Raw genomic sequence first — 19309 nt, 5'->3', positions numbered from 1 at the left:
CAGACTCCTGGCTTTTTATTGTTGGAGTGCACCCGTTATCTGACGATGGTGTCGCTACACCTGCCGCTCGGCAATGGCCTAATTGCTCAATCGTGATGAGCGGTTTGGCCTGAGGCCTGTTCGCTCAGGGCCTTGCGCGTCGAGCGCAGGATCAGCCGGCGTTCAGCCTCAAGATAGGCATGCTGGATCTGCATCCCACGTGCCTCATCAAGCGGGCTTTCTGCCTCCATTTGTTCATCGAACGGTTGCCTGATCTGGACGAATTCATCGGCATGGCGTGCCCGCAGGTATTTGACCCAGAAATCCCGATCACTGATGAAATTCACCAGTGCATCGGTACTTTCCGCCCAGCGCACTGAAGCCGCGGCATTGTCGAGCTGCTGCTGATTGACGCCACCCAGTGCCTCGAACTGCATGGTTTTTGGCTGACCCGGAAGGTTCAACACACGCGCCAGGCCAATTCGGTAAGCCAAGCTGACCTCAATCTCATCCACGCTGTCACGGGCGCGCTGTGCCGCATCAGCCTCGGCCAACCCGGCGCCGCGCAACCTGTCCTCCTCCAGCGCCACGCGTCGCTCGATATCCAAACGTGCCTGGGCCTCGACTTGATCCAGACGGAACAAGCCTGTTGCCAGTTCAAGCAAGGCGCCTTGCTGCGCCGGAGCCCCTTCGGCGCGGATCGCCTGCGCCACCATGACGCCCACCTCCTGCGCACTGAAACACGAGATCACGCTGTCCACACAGCCACGTGAAGAGGCCGTTTCAAACAGCTCATCACGCAAGGCTGCATCCTCGCTGGCCGCCGCGATCACCGTCCATACCCGGCGCGCCAGGTCCAGGGGTTCGCGCCGGAAGTCGCTGGTCAGGGTCAACGCCCTCAGCAAACTGAAAAACTCAGAACTTTCATCGAGGGCCTGCAATGCATTCCACTGCAGCTCGCGGCCAGCCCTGGCGGGCTCATCCAACTGCTCCAGCCATTGCGCCCGGGCTTGCGCAAAGTTCTCGGCAGGCTCAGGCGGTAGGGCCGGCAATGGATTGACGGCATGAAAACGTTCACGCTCGGCCAGTGCCAGCGGGTTGTTCTCCAGCAGTACCGCGCGACGACGCTGCAAGGGCATGGCGAACATGCTTTGCCGCACGTGGGCGATGTGGTTGTCACGCAGGTTGGCCGACTCCAGCTGTACACAACGCTCAAGCCCGACGGGTACGGTCTGCAGGTTGGTCCGCCGCATGTTCAGCACCCTGAGGTGCGTCAACTCACCCAAATGCAGGCTGACGCTGCCCAAGCGGTTGAAGCTCAGGTCCAGCGTATCCAGCTGCGACAACCCGCTCAGGCTGGTCGCTAACGCCTCGGTCATGCGGATGCGGTTGTGTGACACACGCAGGCTGCTCAGCAGGTTCAGCTCGGCGATCTCCGCTGGCAACGTAGCCAGGGCATTGTTGCTGAGGTTGAGCAAGCGCAACCCCGTGAAGCAGCGCAGAAAACCTTGGGGTAGCGTCTGCAGGCGCAGGCCGATCAAACCCAGGTCGGTGACATGACCGAACTGCGTGCCGACAGGCAATGTGGGCAAGCTCCCGACCTCAATCCCGACCAGGCTCAAGCGCCGATACTCCCGACTCGCGCCTTGGGCATCGATGCGCAGCCCTTCCAGGCGCCAACTGCGGCGCAACATGCTGGCCACATGATGACGCGCGCCACGCACGTTGCCGGGCGGTACGTCCAACATCCAGGCATGCAGAGCCTGGTCCATTCCCATATATTCCCTGTACAGCCGGATCATCGCGGCATACGCGGTCTCCGGCGATTCGAGCAATACCGACACGTAGCGGTCCACTTCCAGTGTGCGGAAGGATGGGAACAAATCCCCCACCGCACCGGCCAGGTCACGCCGGAGCGAATCAGGCAGTTCATCACGCCCGTTGAGCAGGTAACCGACTCGCCCATCGGCAAGCCTTCGCAAAGGGCTGCGCGTAGGCTTGATCTCGCGCAACCCGATGAGGTCGGCCAGCGCCTGACGCTCGCGAGGCAACCAGCTACGCAGCGCATTGCGGATTTGCTCAGGGGCCTGGCTGCCATCCCAGGTCAGGCGAGCAAGATCACCAGGGGCCAGGTGCCTGGCCAACACGTCGGCGATATCGACGGGGTCGCGCCGGTCGATATCCACTTCACGCCCCTGCGCGTCATAGCACTTGAACCCGCCAGGGCACTTCACCAACACCGTGGTGACATATTCCGAGCCCTTGTCCGGCTGCAACTGCGCCAATAACCGGCCGACATCTGAGCCTTCGCGCAATTGCAAGTCGACCGCCCCGGTCAGGTTGGCCTGTTGGCGCAACAGCGCAAACACCAGTTTGATCGTGTCGGGGTGATAGCTACCCTTGAGGTACAGGCCTTCACGCATGCGCGTCAGCCGCGCCAGTTGCAAATGCTCACGGGCCTTTTCGGCAACCGGTAAGGGGATGCGGTCCTCCCTCAGCATCCACTGGCGCTCGGTGTCGGTTGCCGACTTGAGCACATCGAGCGCGTAGGCGTCAGGCAGGCCGTTGAAGTCTCGCCGGATCAACGGCAACAAAGGGTCTGTTGCCAGGTATTGGCGCGAAAAATGTTCCAGCAGTTGCTCCCTCAAATCTGCCGCGTCATCCAGCAGTTCCAGGCGTTGCTCCTCCAAAGACAACGCTTCGATGCGCAAGCTGTCCATGCACCACTGCCACAGTGGGGCATCTGCGGGTTGGCCTTCGGCCAATTGTGTGAAGAACACCTCGATGCGCGCCTCAACGGCAAACCGTTCAACCGTGTCACGCAACGCCACCGGTAACGGCCGCGCCTCCACCAACAGCCCGCGCAGGTGTTCCTGGTCGACATCGGCCACCTTGAGGATCTGCCCGATACGTTGCTCGCTCAGCGCTGCCGCCGGCGGCCAAAGGCGCCCCAACAGCAGCCCCTCCCCTTGCCATGCCAGGGGTCGCTCGGTCGGCAAGCGCCAGCTGCGCTCGCCGTTGAATTCCAGTACTGGGCCAAAGCTTGCCTCACGTTGCGGGTGGCACAGCTGCCAGGCACTGCGCCCAGGCACCGGCCTGACTGGGTAGTAGGTGTCGCCATCGCGCCACCAGCGCCCGTCCCCCTTGGCGAGCAAGCCGTTGTCCAGGGCCTGCAGGTCGGCGGGCGGCGCCTTGTCTTCGAAATGGCTGATATCCCCGTTCCAAAGTCGCGGCGCTCCGCCATCGTTGAGTACCGGCAACAATTGATCGACCTGCGCGCTGCGGGTGAAGCCTCGGGCGACCACGGCTGTACCGCCAGCCAAGGCAGCGCCGACCGCCAGCGTTTCGGCCACGCCCAGCAGGTGTTCGATGGCTTCATGGCGATGCCCCTGATGCCAGTCCTCGACCCCCTCGCACACCTCCTTCAGCGTCTGGCCGATCATGTCGGCCGCCAGCACCTCACCGATCACAGGTACAAACAGGCCGGCCAGGTTGAGCAGGCCCATCCCTATCGCTTCCAGCGTTTTCAGGCGTTGGGCGCTGACCCGGGCATCGACCTGCGCGGTGGGCACCGCGATAAACCCCGCGTTGTCGCGAATACGCTGCACCTGCTGAGCTGCCAAGGTCGCGAACAACGCCTCATGGATCTCTTCGCAGCCGCACTGGGCATCGGTCTTCTTATCGGCCAGGCGTTTGCTCAAGGTGGTGAGGTACTCAGGGCGGTCGGCTAAGGCGATGCGCTGGCTAAATGTCCGCTGATAGCCGGGCTCGCGCAAACGCCTGCCAAGGTCCATGCTGGCCTCGCGCCAAGTGCCATAGGCACGTAGCGACTGTTCAGGATCGCCTGGCAGATACAGGATGACACCGGTCACCACGGTTGAAGACCCAGAGCCGAACAAGGGGGCAATATCCATACGCTCGAATGCCATGGCGCCCTCTACCCGGCAGCCGAGCACGGTCAACGCCCCCACATAGGCGCGGTTGCTGCGGGCGTGTGTCGGTGGCTTGCCTTGCAAGATTCGCCGCAACATCGCCAGGTCATCGTCCGGTAGCTGTTCTTTCAACATCGCGATTTCGATCGCCAAGGCCAGTTGCAAGTGCTTGTCATCGGCAATCAGGGCCATGCAGTCGGCATCGAGCAGCGTGTCGAGGTGCTGCTGGTACTGCTTGCCAATATCCAGCGCCCGGCAGGTCTCGACCAGCGTGTCACCCGAGGTGGTCAGCACCTCCTCCACCTCGCCCGTCGCTGAATCGTCCGGATACACCAAACCAGTATCTGGATAAAACGACTCACCGGCCTTGAAGTTCTGCATGAGTCTTTGCAATGCCGGCTGGCGCAGGAAGTAAGGTTCGAACTGCGTAGCTGGCGCATCGTCGACTTTCTTGAAACGCTGCTCTCGCCATTGCGCTTTGGCCAACGTGATATTCAGTGCCATGGCGACGCGCAACCGCTCTTGTAGCAACGCCGTGGCGAACGTATCGATCGACTGCAGCCGGGCAAACGCCTGCTGAATCTTCTGTTGGCTCTGAATGTGCGCGTCGAAGCGGCTGCGCAGGGCCAGCAACTGTTCGTGATCGGCGTTTTTCAGCCAATCAGGCAGCGTTTGCGCGATGAACGCATCGGTTGCCTGTTGGCGCGGGAGGTCTGGGGTCGGTTCGGTCATGATGGTGATCACAGTGGTGGATGAGCCGCTAACTCTGCGGCCCTCCACCCCCTGCCTGAACCCGGAAAACCGCCCCCGCAGGCACGTTCAAGGGCTGATGGCGCAACTGGTGTCAGCCCTGGCGGGCCAGGTTGGTCCTCAGCTCGAAGCGCGTCAGTGCCACGCTGTGCCGGTGCAGGGCTGACTCGTGCTCGATTTCCAGGTTCTCCAAGGCCTGCGCACGCACTGGCGCAGATGCGTCTGCCTGCTCGGCGTGGAACCTGCGGACACGCTCACCATGAGCACGCTCCAAGGCGAGAAAATCTTCCGCGTGCTGGCTACGCAAGTAGCGCTGCCAGAAGCCACGCTGACTCAAGTCTTCGGCGAACGTCTCGATATCGCCCACCCGTGCGATACGTTGCCTGGCATCCTCTATCGACGCCTCACTGACACCCAGCGCCTCAGCATTACGCAGGGTTTGGGGTTGGCCAGGCAGGCTCAGGGCCGCCCTCAGCCTGACGCGATACAGCATGTCGATGTCCCGGACATCGACATCCGCCAAGCCTATCAACGCGGGGTCAGCCAGCCGGGCGATTTCCCGCTGCTCATTCACGTGTGCGGCCATCTCCCGTGCAATCACTGCCAGGAAGTCCAACCGGAACAGGCTGAGCCCCAAGCCGATATGCTCGTTGATGCGCTCGAGCCGATGGGCATTAGCCGCAGCACGTGCCTGCAAGCTATGCAGTTGCATCCGGCTGAACACATCCACTGCCCGCCTTTCGCCCGAGGGTGTATCAGCAGCCTGCTCGAACACGGCATCGCGCAGCGTGTCATCGCGTTGCATCTGCTCCAGCAGGGACCACACCTGCCCGGCGATATGCGAGCGTGCCTGCTCGTAATCCGAGGCATGCTCCAATTGCCCCAACAATTGAACGAAAGCGTCGCTGTTGCGATGCGTCGCCATTGCTGCCCATGCCAAGCCCCGCTCGGCCTGCAGTGACTCAGGCGAGGCCTGAAGCCACAGGTCGCGCACGTAGGCGGGGTCCACTGCGGTCTCCGGGACCTCCGGTATCACCTCTGGCGCGTAAAGGGCCATGACTTGGCGGTTGCTCAAGCGGTTGCGCTCCACCAGAAACACCTGACGAAAGGCTTGCGGCATCTGCAGTGTTTCATCAGCCACCGCGCTGAGCTGGTTGTCACGCAGGTCAACCACCTGCAGGTTCTGGCACAGCTCAATGTACTGCGGCCAGATACCGAGCCGGCAATGTCGCACGTTCAAGTGCACCAGCTGCTGCAGCCGATTGAAGCGCAAGTGCAGCGCCCCTAACGGGTTGTAGCTCAGGTCCAGCCGTGACAGTTCGGACAGCCCGGCAAGTGTCTCGACAGCCGACGCATTCAGGCGAATCAAGTTACGCGACAGCCGCAGTGTCCGTAATTGGGGCAGGTAGCTGAGCCCGGGTGGAACACTCAACAACCGGTTACCACTGAGGTTCAGGTAGTTGACGTGGGTGAAGCTGTGCAGAAAGTCACTCGGCACACTACTGATAGCGGTGTCGTTAATGACCAGCGACATCACGAAGCGAAATTGCACATGCCCCGGCAGTGCCGGCAGGCTGGCCAGTTCACCGAAGCCCAGTGACAGGCGCTCCCCTTGTCCACGCCAGGCACGGAGCAGCCCATCGGCGATCAACTGCCGACTGGCCCGCCTGTTGTTGCTGAACTCTGCGGATACCCAACGGTTGACCGCCCGATTCAATTGCTCATGGTCATCCTGCAAACCTGCCAGCCGTGCAAACGGCATCTCTTCGCCCTGCAGCAGGTGCTCCAGTTCCTGGTTCAGCTGGTTGCCGTCCAGGCCCGGGAAAAGCCGGCGCAAGCCGGTGAGCAAGGTTTGCCGCGGTGTCTGTACCAGCGCACCACGGCCGCTGAGCAGATAGCCCACGCGGCCATCAGCCAGGCGCTGGCCCGGGTTGAACCAGCGCTGTTGCGGCGTCCATCCAAGCAGTGCCACACAATCCTGGTGTGAGGCTGGTAACTGTGCTCGCAGCTTTTCTCGCAAGGCCAGGGCGGGGTCATTCCCTTCAAGGCCGAGTGTTTGCAATTGGGCTGGCGACAACGCCGCGACCAAGGCTTCGAAAACCGTGGCAGGCATCGGGGGGGTCTGTGCCAAGGCCTGCCCTTGCGCATCGTACAGGTGGAAATACCGATCGATGCGAACCAACTGAACACGCGCCGCTTCCTGGCCCTCTGGAACAAAACTGGCCACCAGCCGGCCCTGCGGTGTCGCCTCGCGCACCTCCAGCGCAAGCCCGGCGGGCCATGCTGGCAGCTTGCGCAGCAAAGCGACGGCAAGCTCATCGGTTTCGCTGCAACTGGCACTGGCCAGGTAAAAACCTTCGATGGCACGGGTCAGGCGTGCGGCGCGCAGCAGCGCTCGCGCTTTGCTGGCCAGTGGCAGTGGTAAGCGCTGCTCGCGACGGGCAATGGCGTATTCGACTGCACTGCAGTCTTTCAATACCTCAGGAATGTAACCCTTCGGCAGGCCAGGGAACTCGCGCAACACCAGGCCGGCCACCGATGCGGCAGAGCGCGGGGCATAGGCCAAATGTTCGAACGCACGCCAACGCATGCCAGGTAGCTGTTGCAGCAGCCTGTCGCGCAGGCCGGCTTGGGGGCCTGCCACTTCACGCTGCGCGCTTAGCCAGGTCAGCAGCTCTTCATCACGGGGCAGGCGCGTTTCGTTGCTTAAGTGGCGGGCGAAGGCCTCGATGCGTGCATCCGCAGCAAAACGGCGCAGCGTGTCGGCGAGGGTGATGGGGGCCGGACGGTTCTCCACCAGCACACCGCGCAGCTCATCCTGGTCGATACCGGCCACCTTCAGGATCTGCTCGGCCATCTGCCTGTCGACGGGCGGGTCCTGTGGCCACAGGCAATCGAGCATGCGGGCGCTGTCGTCCCACGCCAGTGGCTGGTCGAGCTGCAAGCGCCAGCCGCGCTCGCCGTTGTGCACCAGCGCCGGCCCATAGGCACTGTCGTCCAGCGGATGGCGCAAGCACCAAGAGCTGTTGGCCACAGGGCGATGCACTTCGTAATAGCGGGCCTGCAACCGCAGCCAGCGGCGCTTGCCCGCGCCATACAGGCCATCAGGCTGCAGGCTTCGGTCTTCAGGGGTTGTTTCGTAAGGGGCCAGGTCATTGTTCCAGAGCCGCGCCTGCTGCGTGCCCAGCGCGACGGGTTCGAGCTTGTCGACGAACACACTGCGCACCACCGCCACCCCAGCAACCGTGGCGCCGGCGAGCGCCACCACCTCAGCGACGCTGAGGAAATGCTGCAGCGCCTCATGCTGGTGGCCCTGCGACCAATCCCTGACGCCCTCGAACACCTCGGACAAGGTCTGTACCACCAGTTGCCCCAACAACAACGCGCCCACTGCTGGCACGAACAGCCCGGCCAAGTTGACCACGCCGATGCCCAGCGCCTTCCACATCTGCAAGCTGTGTTCGGTTGCCGCTTTGTCGACGTCGACGGTGGGCACCAGCAGCAAACGGGCATCGGCCTTCGCCTGTAGCACCTGCAGCCTGGCCAGCGTAAGAAAGGCGTCTTCGACCATCTCACCCCGTGTCAGCGACAGGTCCGGCTGCGTGTCCTGCAAGCGCAAGCCGAGTGTCTGCGTAAACTCAGGACGCTGCTTCAGGCTCACCTGTTGCGCCAGCGCCTGGCGAAAGCCCGCTTGCTGCAACTCGACGGCAAGCGTCTGCTGCATCTCGGCCATCGACCCGCAGCGGCGCAAGGCGTTATGCGAATCCCCGGGCAGATAGAGCAGCACGCACCGGCTGACGTTGGCGGGTGTGCGCAGCTCGATCAGCAAGGTATTGGAAAGCGTTTGCCCGAGCATTTCGAGCGTGCTGACACTGTGCGGTTTGGGCTGCCCGTAGGTGTTCGGGGAAAACGCCGCAACCTCGCGCAGGGCTGCATGCTCCCACACGGTAAGGTCCCCTTTGAGTGCAGCAAGCTCGACGGCCAGGCTGAAGCCGTTGCGTTTGTCCGCAGCAAGCAGGTTCAGGTTCTGCGGGTTGTAGACCTGGTCAAGTTCATCCTGGTAGCGCCTGCCCACGTCCAGTTGCCGGCAGCGTTCAATAAACGCCTCATCGGCTTCCACCAGCAGGGTGGTGCTGCCTTCAAAGCCCAGGCCCTTGCTCAACAAAAAATCAGCACCGGCTTGCAAGCCCTGCATCAAGCGGGCCAGCGCGGGTTCGTAGCTGTACTTGCGGGGGTAGGTAAACCTGTTCAGATCCGGCTGGGCTGCGTTGGCCACTTTGATCCAGGACAAATCAGCCAGTCGCACGCCTGGGGGCAAGGTGTCCGGCAGCAGCGTTTGAAAATGCGTTTCGGCAAATTGCCGCAGCGGGAGCAACCCACCGATTGCGTCGTGCAGTAGCTCCTGGCTTTTCTTGTGCTCACTGAAAAGGCTGCGCAGCGCATTGATCTGTGCGGGTGTGGCGCGCTTCAGCCAGTCGGGTAACTGGCCCTTGATGAAGTCATCCGTTGCAGTCGACAGCTTCGCTTGCACGGCAGGCGATTGCTGAGTGGCAGTTGGCGTGGGCATGGCGGTTCCAGTGGTAGGCGATGGGCCGTACATGCTTGTGCCTGCATGCCCTCCCCATCAGCTGGAAACGCTTCAATCGCCTCGCGCTTCGCCGAGACCTTCTGCCTGGATCAACGCCCGGTAGTGCCCCGGGTTACAACCAAACCACTTGCGAAAAGCCTTATAGAACGAACTGCTGTCGGCAAACCCCAGCCGCTCAGCGATTTCGCCCAGGGCCGGCTGCGTTTGCGCCAGCCAGGCAATGGCCAGCTCACGGCGGGCGCTGTCCTTGAGCCGCTGATAAGTCTGGCCCTCGTCGGCCAAGCGCCGCCGCAGGGTCGCGCCAGACAGGCACAAGTCGTGGGCAAGGCTTTCGGCATCCGGCCACTGCGCCGGGTCAAGGGCCAGCAGTTGGCCACGGATGCGCCGGGCCAGGCTGGCCGGGTCGCGGTACTTGACCAGGATGTTGCCCGGCGCCTCGGCCAGGAACCGCTGCAATTCCTGCGGTGTGCGCTTGAGCGGCAGGTCCAGGCAGTCGGCCGCGATGATGATGCGCGAGCGCGGGCGTTCGAACTGCAGGTTTTCCGAGAACATCACCCGGTAATCGTCACAGAACGGCGGCTCGGCGCAGCGCAGGTCGATGGCCAGAATCGGAATGCGCCGCCCCGCCAGCCAACAAGCGACGCCGTGCACGATCATCCAGAAGGTGAAATAGGTAAAGGCCCGGCGCGGGTGCTCACGCGGCTCGTTGATGACGATTTCGGCCAGGCTTTGCTGGCGCACCACGCTTGGCTGCAAGTCTTCGAGCATCAGCGACAGAAAGCCCATGGCAATTTCAAGGCCAGCCCCGAGAGTAGGCTGCGCCATGGCTGCACGTGTGAGAAAGGCCAGGCTGCCCACCGGCAACCCGCGCGGGTCCATGGCGAAGAACTCGTCGTTGCAGCGACGCGCCAGCAGCCGCCACAGCCGCGCATAGGCATCGGCAGAGACGCGTGCCTGGGGCAACTCGAGCTGCGCCGGGTCGATGCCAGCACGCTGCAGCACGCCGACATCGGGCTGCCCGGCCGGGCAGGTCTGCAACAGGGCTTCACGCACCAGTTGCATGGAGATGGTGTCTTTATCGCTCATCGGCCATCCAGGTGGGTCTATGCCGGCCATCTTAGGCCGGGGCAGGAAAAACGCCAGCGTTGCCTCACAGGGTGGCCGCCAAACCCAGAAACGCCTGGATCAACCGCAGTTCGCGGCGCCGCTCCAGGCAGCCGATCATGTGCTGGTTAACCAGGCCGTCTCCCGCCAGCGGCCGCGCCACCACCCGCGGGTCGTGGGCCACCTCAGTCGACGACACCACGCCCACCCCCAGTTCCGACGCCACCGCCTCGGTCACCGCTTCACGGCTGTCGAGCTCCAACAGCACACGGGGCTGCACCCCGGCAGCGGCACAGGCTTTGTCGAACGTACGGCGGGTGGTCGAACTGGGCTCGCGCAGCACCATGATCTGCTGATTCAGCGCGGTCAACGGCAAGTCGCCTTCACCGTTCGCCCACGCATGCCCCGCTGGCAGCAACGCGCACAGCCGCGACTCGCACAGGCTTTGCAGGTACAAGCCCTTGCGCGGTTCGATTTCGGTCAGCACCGCGACATCGGCGTGCTCGGACAACAGCGCGGCCAAGGTTTCCTGGGCATTGCCCAAGCGCAGGTTGACGGTGATCCCCGGGTAGCGCTCGCGCAACTGGGCGAGCATCGGCATCACGCGGTGCGGGCCGTCCGCCGCCACCTCAAGGCGCCCCGTCAGCAACTGCCGGTTGGCTTCGAGCATCGCCTGGGCTTCTTCGGCCAGGCCAAACATGGCCCGGGTGATGGCCGCCAGCCGCGTGCCCTCCTCGGTCAGCTCCACCCGCCGCGCCGTGCGCCTGAGCAGGGTGATCTGGTAGTGCTCCTCCAGCGCCTTGACGTGCCCGGTCACGGCCGGCTGGCTGATGAACAGCCGCGCAGCAGCACGGGTGAAGCTGCCCTCGCGGGCGACGGCATCGAAAGCGCGGAGCTGGAACAGGTTCATGTCTATCGGCCTGACTTATGGCTGGCATAACAACAAACAATTTGATTGATAGCTTAGCCAATTGCAACCTAGCCCACGTAGTTTCAGCGCCAGATTTTTCGGCTGACCACCCGCCGCTTGTGAGGAACCACGGAATGAGCAACGCACCCATCCTGCTGACCCCCGGCCCCCTGACCACGTCGCTGCGCACCCGCCAAGCCATGCTGGTGGACTGGGGCTCCTGGGACAACGACTTCAACCAACTCACCGCCAGCGTCTGCGAGCAACTGCTGGCGATCATCGACGGCAGCGTCAGCCACCACTGCGTCCCCCTGCAAGGCAGCGGCACCTTCGCCGTGGAAGCCGCCATCGGCACCTTGGTACCCCGCAATGGCAAGGTGCTGGTACTGATCAACGGCGCCTATGGCCAACGCCTGGCGAAAATCTGCAACGTGCTGGGCCGCACCTACAGCACCTTCGAAACCGCCGAAGACCAACCGACCACCGCCGCCGATGTCGACCGCCTGCTGGCCGCAGACCCCGCCATCACCCACGTGGCGTTGATCCACTGCGAAACCAGCACCGGCATCCTCAACCCACTGGCCGAGATCGCCCAGGTGATCAAACGCCACGGCAAGCGCCTGATCATCGACGCCATGAGCTCGTTCGGCGCGCTGCCGATCGATGCCCGCGAGGTCCCCTTCGACGCACTGATCGCCGCTTCGGGCAAATGCCTGGAAGGCGTGCCGGGAATGGGCTTCGTCTTCGCCGAAAAAACCGCCCTGGCCACTGCCGAAGGCAACGCCCACTCGCTGGCCATGGACCTGCATGACCAGCACGCCTATATGGCCAAGACCGGCCAGTGGCGCTTCACCCCGCCCACCCACGTGGTCGCGGCGCTGCATGAAGCGCTGCAGCAGTACAACGAAGAAGGTGGCCTACCCGCGCGCCACCAGCGCTACGCCGACAACTGCAAAACCCTGCTCGACGGCATGGCCGCCCTCGGCTTGCGCAGCTTCCTGCCGGCCGAGATCCAGGCACCGATCATCGTCACCTTCCATGCCCCGAACGATGCCCGCTACCAGTTCAAAGACTTCTACGCGCGGGTCAAGGCCAAGGGCTTCATCCTCTACCCCGGCAAGCTGACCCAGGTCGAGACCTTCCGCGTCGGCTGCATCGGCGTGGTCGGGCCAGACGGCATGCAGGCTGCGGTCAACGCCGTGGCCGAGGTGCTGCGGGAAATGGAAGTGCTGGACATCTGACCCTTTGCCCACCCCAATTCAGGAAATAGCGCACATGAACTACAGCAACCCTACCCAACTGCAAGCCGCCATCCTCGACTGGGCCGGCACCGTGGTCGATTTCGGCTCGTTCGCCCCCACCCAGATCTTCGTCGAAGCCTTCGCCGAGTTCGACGTCCAGGTGTCCATCGAAGAAGCCCGAGGCCCGATGGGCATGGGCAAGTGGGACCACATCCGCACCCTGTGCAACGTGCCGGAAATCGCCGAACGCTACCGCAAGGTGTTCGGCCGCACCCCCACCGACGATGACGTCACGGCCATTTACAACCGCTTCATGCCGCTGCAGATCGAGAAGATCGCCGTGCACTCGGCGCTTATCCCCGGCGCCCTGGACACCCTCACCGGCCTGCGCCAGGACGGCCTGAAGATCGGCTCGTGCTCGGGCTACCCGAAGGTGGTGATGGACAAGGTGGTGGAGCTGGCCGCCCAAAACGGCTATGTCGCCGACCATGTCGTGGCCACCGACGAAACCCCGAACGGCCGCCCCTGGCCGGCCCAGGCCCTGGCCAACGTGATTGCCCTGGGCATCGATGACGTGGCCGCCTGCGTGAAGGTCGATGACACCGTGCCGGGCATCCTCGAAGGCCGCCGTGCCGGCATGTGGACGGTGGCACTGGTGTGCTCCGGCAACGCCCTGGGGCTGACCTGGGAAGGCTACCGGGCATTGAGTGCCGAGAAACTGGAGCGCGAGCGCACGCGCATTCACGCGCTGTTCGCCAGCTCCCGCCCGCACTACCTGATCGACACCATCAATGAGCTGCCCGAAGTGATAGCCGACATCAACCGGCGCCTGGCCAAGGGCGAGATGCCGCAGGCATCCTGACCCTACCCAAACGGGGCTGCCTTGCAGCCCATCGCCGGCAAGCCGGCTCCCACAAAAAATGCGCAGTGTTCAAGGCCAGCGGCCATGGGAGCGGCGTCCATTAAATTTGAAATACTGGGTCTCAATTCAGCCTGCACCAACAGCCCACTATCACTAGCCTGATGAGCAAACCATCAGGAGTAGGCAGCATGGACAGTCCTCGCTCTAGCCAATTGAGACTCGGTCGGTTTTCAGAGCCCAACCGGTTATACCTATTAACCAGCACAACGCTACACAGAGCCCCGCTTCTGAATGAGCTTCAGTCTGCCCGCTTGCTGGTCGCTCAGTTGCGCCAGGCGCAGGACGAAGGCGCAGCTCAATCTCTGGCATGGGTGGTGATGCCTGACCATTTTCATTGGCTGGTTGAGCTGGGGCCGGTGAGCCTGAAAACCCTGATGCGCCGGGTGAAGTCTCGTAGCACGCTGGCGATCAACAGACTGCAAGGACGCAGTGGGCGGCTCTGGCAGAAAGGCTTTCATGATCGAGCCTTGCGAAGGGAGGAGAATGTGCAGGCAGTGGCACGTTACATCGTTTTGAACCCTAAGCGGGCGGGTTTGGTAGAGCGAATTGGGGATTACTCACACTGGGATGCGATCTGGCTGTAATCAACCCAAGTTGCAGCCTGTTCAGGCCTCATCGCCGGCAAGCCGGCTCCCACAGGATCTGTGCAGACGCCAAGGTTAGCGCCGCACCTGTGGGAGCCGGCTTGCCGGCGATGGGCTGCAAAGCAGCCCTACTGCGGCAACTGCACCTGCGGCTTGGTGGCGACAAAAATGGCCCAGCTCGACACGAACAACGCGGCGATCAAGGGCCCGATCACGAACCCGTTGAGCCCGAACACCGCCAAGCCCCCCAGGGTGGACACCAGAATCAGGTAATCCGGCATGCGCGTGTCCTTGCCCACCAGGATCGGGCGTAGCACGTTATCCACCAAGCCGATCACCAGCACCCCGAATGCCGTGAGGATCACCCCCGGCAGAATCGCCCCGCTCAACAGGAAATACGCCGCCACCGGCGCCCACACGATCCCCGCCCCCACCGCTGGCAGCAGCGACAGAAACGCCATCATCACCGCCCACACCAACGCACTGGGGATATCCAGCACCCAGAAGATGAAGCCGCCAAGCGCGCCCTGGGTAATGGCAACCAACACGTTGCCCTTGACCGTTGCCCGCACCACGCGGTTGAACTTCAGCTGCAAGCGGCGCTTCTGGTGTTCGGGCAGCGGCACCGCAAGGCGCACGCGGCGCGCGACTTCGGCCCCCTCACGCAGGAAAAAGAACAGCAGATAGACCATGATGCCGAAGCTCACCAGGAACTCGAACGTGCCCTGCCCAAAGCTGTAGGCCTGGCTGGCCAACGCCTGGCTACCTTGGGTGGCCCATTTGGTGATCTTCTCGCGCAGCCCTTCCAGGTTGCCGATGCCCAAGCTGTCCAGGCCGTGCTGCACGAACCCCGGCAGCATGTTCATGCCATGCTCGACGTAGCCGGCAATGTCCAATTGCCCGCTCTCGATGCGCTGGTACAACGTCGCGCCCTCTTGCACCAACAAGGCACTGGTGATGATCACAGGCAATACAGCCACCACCAGGCAAATCAACAGCGTCGTGGCGGCGGCAAGGTTGCGCCGCCTGCCAAACCGTATCAGCAGGCTGCGCTGCAGCGGTGCGAACAGGATGCCGAGAATCACCGCCCAGAAGATGGCCCCATAGTAAGGCAGCAAGATCCACACGAAGGCGATGGTCACCAGTGCCAAGAGCACGGCCAAGGCTCTGTTCTGCAAAGCGGTTTCGTTCATGAAGGATCCTCAAGTGTCCTGAACGTTAGTGCGCGGCGTAGGGGTAAAAGTGCCGTCGCGCCGTTGATTCAGGTCAATGTCAGCAAAACCGCCAAGCCTTAGCATCCCGGCCTTTTGCCCCGGTGCGCACATGACCCTTCCCGCCAAGCCCGAACTGCTGGCCCCCGCTGGCACCCTCAAGACAATGCGCTACGCCTTCGCCTACGGCGCCGACGCCGTCTATGCCGGCCAGCCGCGTTACAGCCTGCGGGTGCGCAACAACGAATTCGATCACGCCAACCTGGCGCTGGGCATCCAGGAGGCTCATGCCCTGGGCAAGCGCTTCTACGTGGTGATCAACATCGCCCCGCACAATGCCAAGCTGAAAACCTTCCTCAAGGACCTCGCACCGGTGATTGCGATGGCGCCGGATGCGCTGATCATGTCCGACCCCGGCCTGATCATGCTGGTGCGCCAGCACTACCCGCAGATGCCGGTGCATTTGTCGGTGCAGGCCAACACCGTCAACTGGGCCAGCGTGCAGTTCTGGCAGCAGTTGGGGTTGAGCCGGGTAATCCTGTCGCGGGAGCTGTCGCTCGAAGAAATCGAAGACATCCGCCACCACGTGCCGGACATGGAACTGGAAGTGTTCGTCCACGGTGCCCTGTGCATGGCCTACTCCGGCCGCTGCCTGCTCTCGGGCTACCTCAACAAGCGCGACGCCAACCAAGGCACCTGCACCAATGCTTGCCGTTGGAAGTACGACGCTACGCCGGCCAGCGAGGATGCCACCGGCGACATCGTGCGCGAAGTGCAACCGACCCTGGGGCTCGGCGCCCCTACCGATCAGGTCTTCCTGCTGCAGGAAAGCAACCGCCCGGACGAAGCGATGCCGGCGTTCGAGGACGAACACGGTACCTACATCATGAACGCCAAGGACCTGCGCGCCATCCAGCACGTCGAACGCCTGGCCAGCATAGGCGTGCACTCGCTGAAAATCGAAGGCCGCACCAAGTCGCACTTCTACTGCGCCCGCGCGGTGCAGTCCTACCGCCAGGCCATCGACGACGCCGTGGCAGGCCGGCCTTTCGACCGCGCCCTGATGGGCAACCTCGAATCCCTGGCGCAGCGCGGCTACACCGAAGGCTTCCTGCGCCGGCATGTGCACGATGAGTACCAGAACTACCAGCGTGGCAACTCGGTGTCCGAGCGCCAGCAGTTCGTCGGCGAACTGACCGGCGCGCGTGTGGACGGCCTGGCTGAGGTCAAGGTCAAGAACCGCTTCGCCGTGGGCGACCACCTGGAGCTGATGACCCCGCGCGGCAACTACCATTTCGACCTGCACCGCCTGTGCGACCGCCAGCAGCAGGCCATCGAGGTAGCTCCGGGTGACGGCCATGTGGTGTACCTGCCGATTCCGGAGCAGGTCCCGCTGGAGTACGGCCTGCTGATGCGTGACCTGCGCCACGACGAGGCCGCCGCCTGACAACGCTGTAATGCGCAGCTCAGCTGGCTGACAGCCAGCAACGGCCAACATCAAGGCTCTCTCGCATGAGGCCACGCCATGTTGCGCAACCCCTCCCGCCGTACCTTCGTCAAAGGCCTGGGCGCCGCCACTACGCTGGCGGGCCTGGGGCTTTGGCGGCCACTGGCCCAGGCCGCCGACGGCCGCGACCTGGCCGGCCAGCACTTCGAGCTGTCGGTCGGCCAGACCGCGGTCAACATCACCGGCCGCCCACGCACCGCCCTGACCGTCAACGACAGCCTGCCCGGCCCGCTGCTGCGCTGGCGCGAAGGTGACACCGTCAGCCTGCGCGTGCGTAACCGGCTCGACCAGAGCACCTCGATCCATTGGCATGGCATCCTCCTGCCGGCCAACATGGACGGTGTGCCAGGCCTGAGCTTTGCCGGTATCGAGCCCGGCGGCGACTACCTCTACCAGTTCACCCTGCGCCAAAGCGGCACCTACTGGTACCACAGCCACTCTGGGCTGCAGGAGCAAGCCGGGGTGTATGGGGCGATCGTCATCGAACCCCGCGAACCCGAGGAGCATCAGTACCAGCGTGACCATGTGCTGCTGTTCAGCGACTGGTCGGACCAGCCCCCTGAACAGCTCTTGGCGACCCTGAAAAAGCAGTCCGACGCCTTCAACTACAACAAACGCACGCTCGGCGATTTCATCGATGACGTGGCCGACCATGGCTGGAGCACCACCGTCGCCGAGCGCATGAGCTGGGCCCGCATGCGCATGAGCCCCACGGACCTGGCCGATGTCAGCGCAGCCACCTACAGCTACTTGCTCAATGGCCAACCACCGGATGGCAACTTCACCTGCCTATTCCAGCCGAGCGAAACCGTGCGCCTGCGGCTGATCAACGCCTCGGCCATGACCTATTTCGACTTCCGTATCCCCGGCCTGACACTGACGGTGATCGCCGCCGACGGCCTGCCGGTAACACCCGTGAGCGTGGACGAACTGCGCATCGCCGTGGCTGAAACCTACGACGTGCTGGTGACCGTCGGCGACCTGCCCGCCTACACCCTGTATGCCCAGAGCATGGACCGCAGTGGCTACGCGCGCGGCACCCTGGCCCGCGCCAACGGCCTGCAGGCGCCCGTGCCGCAACCAGACCCGCGCCCCGTACTGAGCATGGCCGACATGGGCCACGGCGCCATGGCAGGCATGGACCACAGCAACATGGCCGGCATGGACCATTCCAGCATGGCCGCCCTGCAGCAACATCCACCCAGCGAAACCGACAATCCACTGGTGGACATGCAGACCATGGCCCCACGGCCCAACCTCGCCGACCCAGGCATCGGCCTGCGCGACAACGGCAGGCGCGTGCTGACCTACGCCGACCTGCGCAGCCCTTACCCCGACCCCGATGGCCGCGAACCCTCACGCGACATCGAGCTGCACCTGACCGGCCACATGGAGCGCTTTGCCTGGTCGTTCGACGGGGTCAAGTTCAGCGATGCCGAACCGTTGCGCCTGGACTATGGCGAGCGGGTGCGCATCACCTTGGTCAACGACACCATGATGACCCACCCCATCCACCTGCATGGCATGTGGAGCGACCTGGAAGACGAACAGGGGCGTTTTCTGGTGCGCAAGCACACCGTCGACATCCCGCCTGGCAGCCGCCGCAGCTACCGAGTCACTGCCGACGCCCTGGGCCGCTGGGCTTACCACTGCCATTTGCTCTACCACATGGAGACCGGCATGTTCCGCGAGGTACGCGTCGATGAATGAGTTCAATAGCCGTCGCATCGTCACCGGTGTGGCCCTGGTGGCGCTGCTCGCCAGTGAACGCGCCATGGCCGCCGGCCTGCAGCACAGGGACCATGGCGCCATGCCCATGGACCACAGCCAGATGAACCACGCAACGCCGCCTGCGCAGCCACCGCGTACGCCGTTGCCGGTGCTCAGTGACGCCGACCGTCGCGCAGCCTTCCCGCCGCAGCCAGGGCACCAGGTGCATGACCGGGCGCTGAACGGGGCGGTGATCGTCGAGCAGCTTGAATACCAGCACTTCGACAGCAGTGGCGCGTTGAACTGGAACGCTAATGCGTGGGTCGGCGGCGACATCGACCGCCTGTGGCTGCGTAGCGAAGGCGAACGCGAGCAGGGCACGACCCACAAGGCCGAACTGCAGGCGCTCTGGGGCCACGCCATCAGCCCTTGGTGGGAACTGGTCGGCGGCCTGCGCCAAGACTTCAAGCCCGCCAACGGGCAGGCCTGGGCCGCCTTCGGTATCCAGGGCACGCCGCTGTATGGCGTTGAGCTGGAGGCCACTGCTTACGTCGGCGAGCGGCAACAGACCGCGCTGCGCCTGGAAGCCGCTTACGCTATGCTGCTGACCAACCGCTGGGTACTCGAACCCACCCTGGAAGCCAACGTTTTTGGCCGCGACGATACGCGCCGCGAGCAAGGTACGGGGCTGGCCGACAGCGAAATCGGCCTGCGCCTGCGCTATGAAATCAGCCGTGGTTTCGCGCCGTACGTCGGGGTCAGTTTCAATCGCTTGCACGGCAACCGCGCCGACCAGGCCCGCGAAGACGGCGAAGACACCGGCCAGACCCGCCTGGTGGCCGGTATCCGCCTGCGTTTCTAAAGGAGTGCT

At 63.7% G+C, this 19309-nt stretch carries 11 protein-coding genes; 6 read left to right on the top strand and 5 right to left on the bottom strand.

Features of this window, described 5'->3' with window-relative positions:
* Positions 1-86 precede the first annotated feature (86 nt).
* The 4 genes from LOY53_RS08505 to LOY53_RS08490 all read right to left on the bottom strand — a co-directional run bounded on the left by LOY53_RS08505 (position 87) and on the right by LOY53_RS08490 (position 11263).
* Positions 87-4643, bottom strand: a complete 4557-nt coding sequence (locus tag LOY53_RS08505; protein ID WP_258703859.1) for an NEL-type E3 ubiquitin ligase domain-containing protein — start codon at positions 4641-4643, stop codon at positions 87-89.
* 112 nt (positions 4644-4755) lie between these two features.
* Positions 4756-9228, bottom strand: coding sequence for an NEL-type E3 ubiquitin ligase domain-containing protein (locus LOY53_RS08500; RefSeq protein ID WP_258703858.1), 4473 nt, complete (start codon positions 9226-9228; stop codon positions 4756-4758).
* 72 nt (positions 9229-9300) lie between these two features.
* Positions 9301-10335: an AraC family transcriptional regulator gene (locus LOY53_RS08495; protein WP_252827249.1), complete on the bottom strand. Its 1035-nt coding sequence runs from the start codon at positions 10333-10335 to the stop codon at positions 9301-9303.
* Positions 10336-10399: 64 nt separating this feature from the next.
* Positions 10400-11263: a LysR substrate-binding domain-containing protein gene (locus tag LOY53_RS08490; protein WP_258703857.1), complete on the bottom strand. Its 864-nt coding sequence runs from the start codon at positions 11261-11263 to the stop codon at positions 10400-10402.
* Positions 11264-11397: 134 nt separating this feature from the next.
* Here LOY53_RS08490 and LOY53_RS08485 point away from each other — a divergent pair, with 134 nt between their 5' ends.
* From LOY53_RS08485 to LOY53_RS08475, 3 genes are all read left to right on the top strand, one after another.
* Positions 11398-12504, top strand: coding sequence for a 2-aminoethylphosphonate--pyruvate transaminase (locus LOY53_RS08485; RefSeq protein WP_252827245.1), 1107 nt, complete (start codon positions 11398-11400; stop codon positions 12502-12504).
* Positions 12505-12538: 34 nt separating this feature from the next.
* Positions 12539-13366: a phosphonoacetaldehyde hydrolase gene (phnX, locus tag LOY53_RS08480; RefSeq protein WP_027596561.1), complete on the top strand. Its 828-nt coding sequence runs from the start codon at positions 12539-12541 to the stop codon at positions 13364-13366.
* A gap of 188 nt (positions 13367-13554) precedes the next feature.
* On the top strand, positions 13555-14010 hold the full coding sequence (locus LOY53_RS08475; RefSeq protein ID WP_027596562.1) for an REP-associated tyrosine transposase: 456 nt from the start codon (positions 13555-13557) through the stop codon (positions 14008-14010).
* A gap of 128 nt (positions 14011-14138) precedes the next feature.
* On the opposite strand, the gene LOY53_RS08470 is transcribed toward LOY53_RS08475, so the two are convergent.
* A complete protein-coding gene (locus LOY53_RS08470) occupies positions 14139-15203 on the bottom strand; it encodes an AI-2E family transporter (RefSeq protein WP_027596563.1) in 1065 nt (354 codons plus the stop codon).
* Between the two features lie 130 nt (positions 15204-15333).
* Between LOY53_RS08470 and yegQ the strand changes: the two genes are divergently transcribed.
* The 3 genes from yegQ (at position 15334) to LOY53_RS08455 (ending at position 19300) form a co-directional block, all read left to right on the top strand.
* Complete coding sequence (gene yegQ / locus LOY53_RS08465) at positions 15334-16668, top strand: tRNA 5-hydroxyuridine modification protein YegQ (RefSeq protein ID WP_252827243.1); 1335 nt, start codon at positions 15334-15336, stop codon at positions 16666-16668.
* Between the two features lie 78 nt (positions 16669-16746).
* Positions 16747-18438 carry a copper resistance system multicopper oxidase gene (locus LOY53_RS08460; protein ID WP_258703856.1) on the top strand — a complete coding sequence of 564 codons (1692 nt, stop codon included), beginning with the start codon at positions 16747-16749 and terminating at the stop codon, positions 18436-18438.
* On the top strand, positions 18431-19300 hold the full coding sequence (locus LOY53_RS08455) for a copper resistance protein B (protein ID WP_258703855.1): 870 nt from the start codon (positions 18431-18433) through the stop codon (positions 19298-19300). The genes LOY53_RS08460 and LOY53_RS08455 overlap by 8 nt, the downstream gene beginning before the upstream one ends.
* Positions 19301-19309: the final 9 nt, after the last annotated feature.

Source organism: Pseudomonas sp. B21-031, assembly GCF_024748985.1.
Classification (GTDB): domain Bacteria; phylum Pseudomonadota; class Gammaproteobacteria; order Pseudomonadales; family Pseudomonadaceae; genus Aquipseudomonas; species Aquipseudomonas kermanshahensis.
Note: the sequence above shows the minus strand (reverse complement) of the source record. Positions and strands in the feature narration are given on the sequence as shown.

Excerpts from the sequence above, each read along its gene's own strand:
- LOY53_RS08505 (WP_258703859.1), bottom strand. The coding sequence starts at position 4,643 with ATGACCGAACCGACCCCAGACCTCCCGCGCCAACAGGCAACCGATGCG.
- LOY53_RS08500 (WP_258703858.1), bottom strand. The coding sequence starts at position 9,228 with ATGCCCACGCCAACTGCCACTCAGCAATCGCCTGCCGTGCAAGCGAAG.
- LOY53_RS08495 (WP_252827249.1), bottom strand. The coding sequence starts at position 10,335 with ATGAGCGATAAAGACACCATCTCCATGCAACTGGTGCGTGAAGCCCTG.
- LOY53_RS08490 (WP_258703857.1), bottom strand. The coding sequence starts at position 11,263 with ATGAACCTGTTCCAGCTCCGCGCTTTCGATGCCGTCGCCCGCGAGGGC.
- LOY53_RS08485 (WP_252827245.1), top strand. The coding sequence starts at position 11,398 with ATGAGCAACGCACCCATCCTGCTGACCCCCGGCCCCCTGACCACGTCG.
- phnX (WP_027596561.1), top strand. The coding sequence starts at position 12,539 with ATGAACTACAGCAACCCTACCCAACTGCAAGCCGCCATCCTCGACTGG.
- LOY53_RS08475 (WP_027596562.1), top strand. The coding sequence starts at position 13,555 with ATGGACAGTCCTCGCTCTAGCCAATTGAGACTCGGTCGGTTTTCAGAG.
- LOY53_RS08470 (WP_027596563.1), bottom strand. The coding sequence starts at position 15,203 with ATGAACGAAACCGCTTTGCAGAACAGAGCCTTGGCCGTGCTCTTGGCA.
- yegQ (WP_252827243.1), top strand. The coding sequence starts at position 15,334 with ATGACCCTTCCCGCCAAGCCCGAACTGCTGGCCCCCGCTGGCACCCTC.
- LOY53_RS08460 (WP_258703856.1), top strand. The coding sequence starts at position 16,747 with ATGTTGCGCAACCCCTCCCGCCGTACCTTCGTCAAAGGCCTGGGCGCC.
- LOY53_RS08455 (WP_258703855.1), top strand. The coding sequence starts at position 18,431 with ATGAATGAGTTCAATAGCCGTCGCATCGTCACCGGTGTGGCCCTGGTG.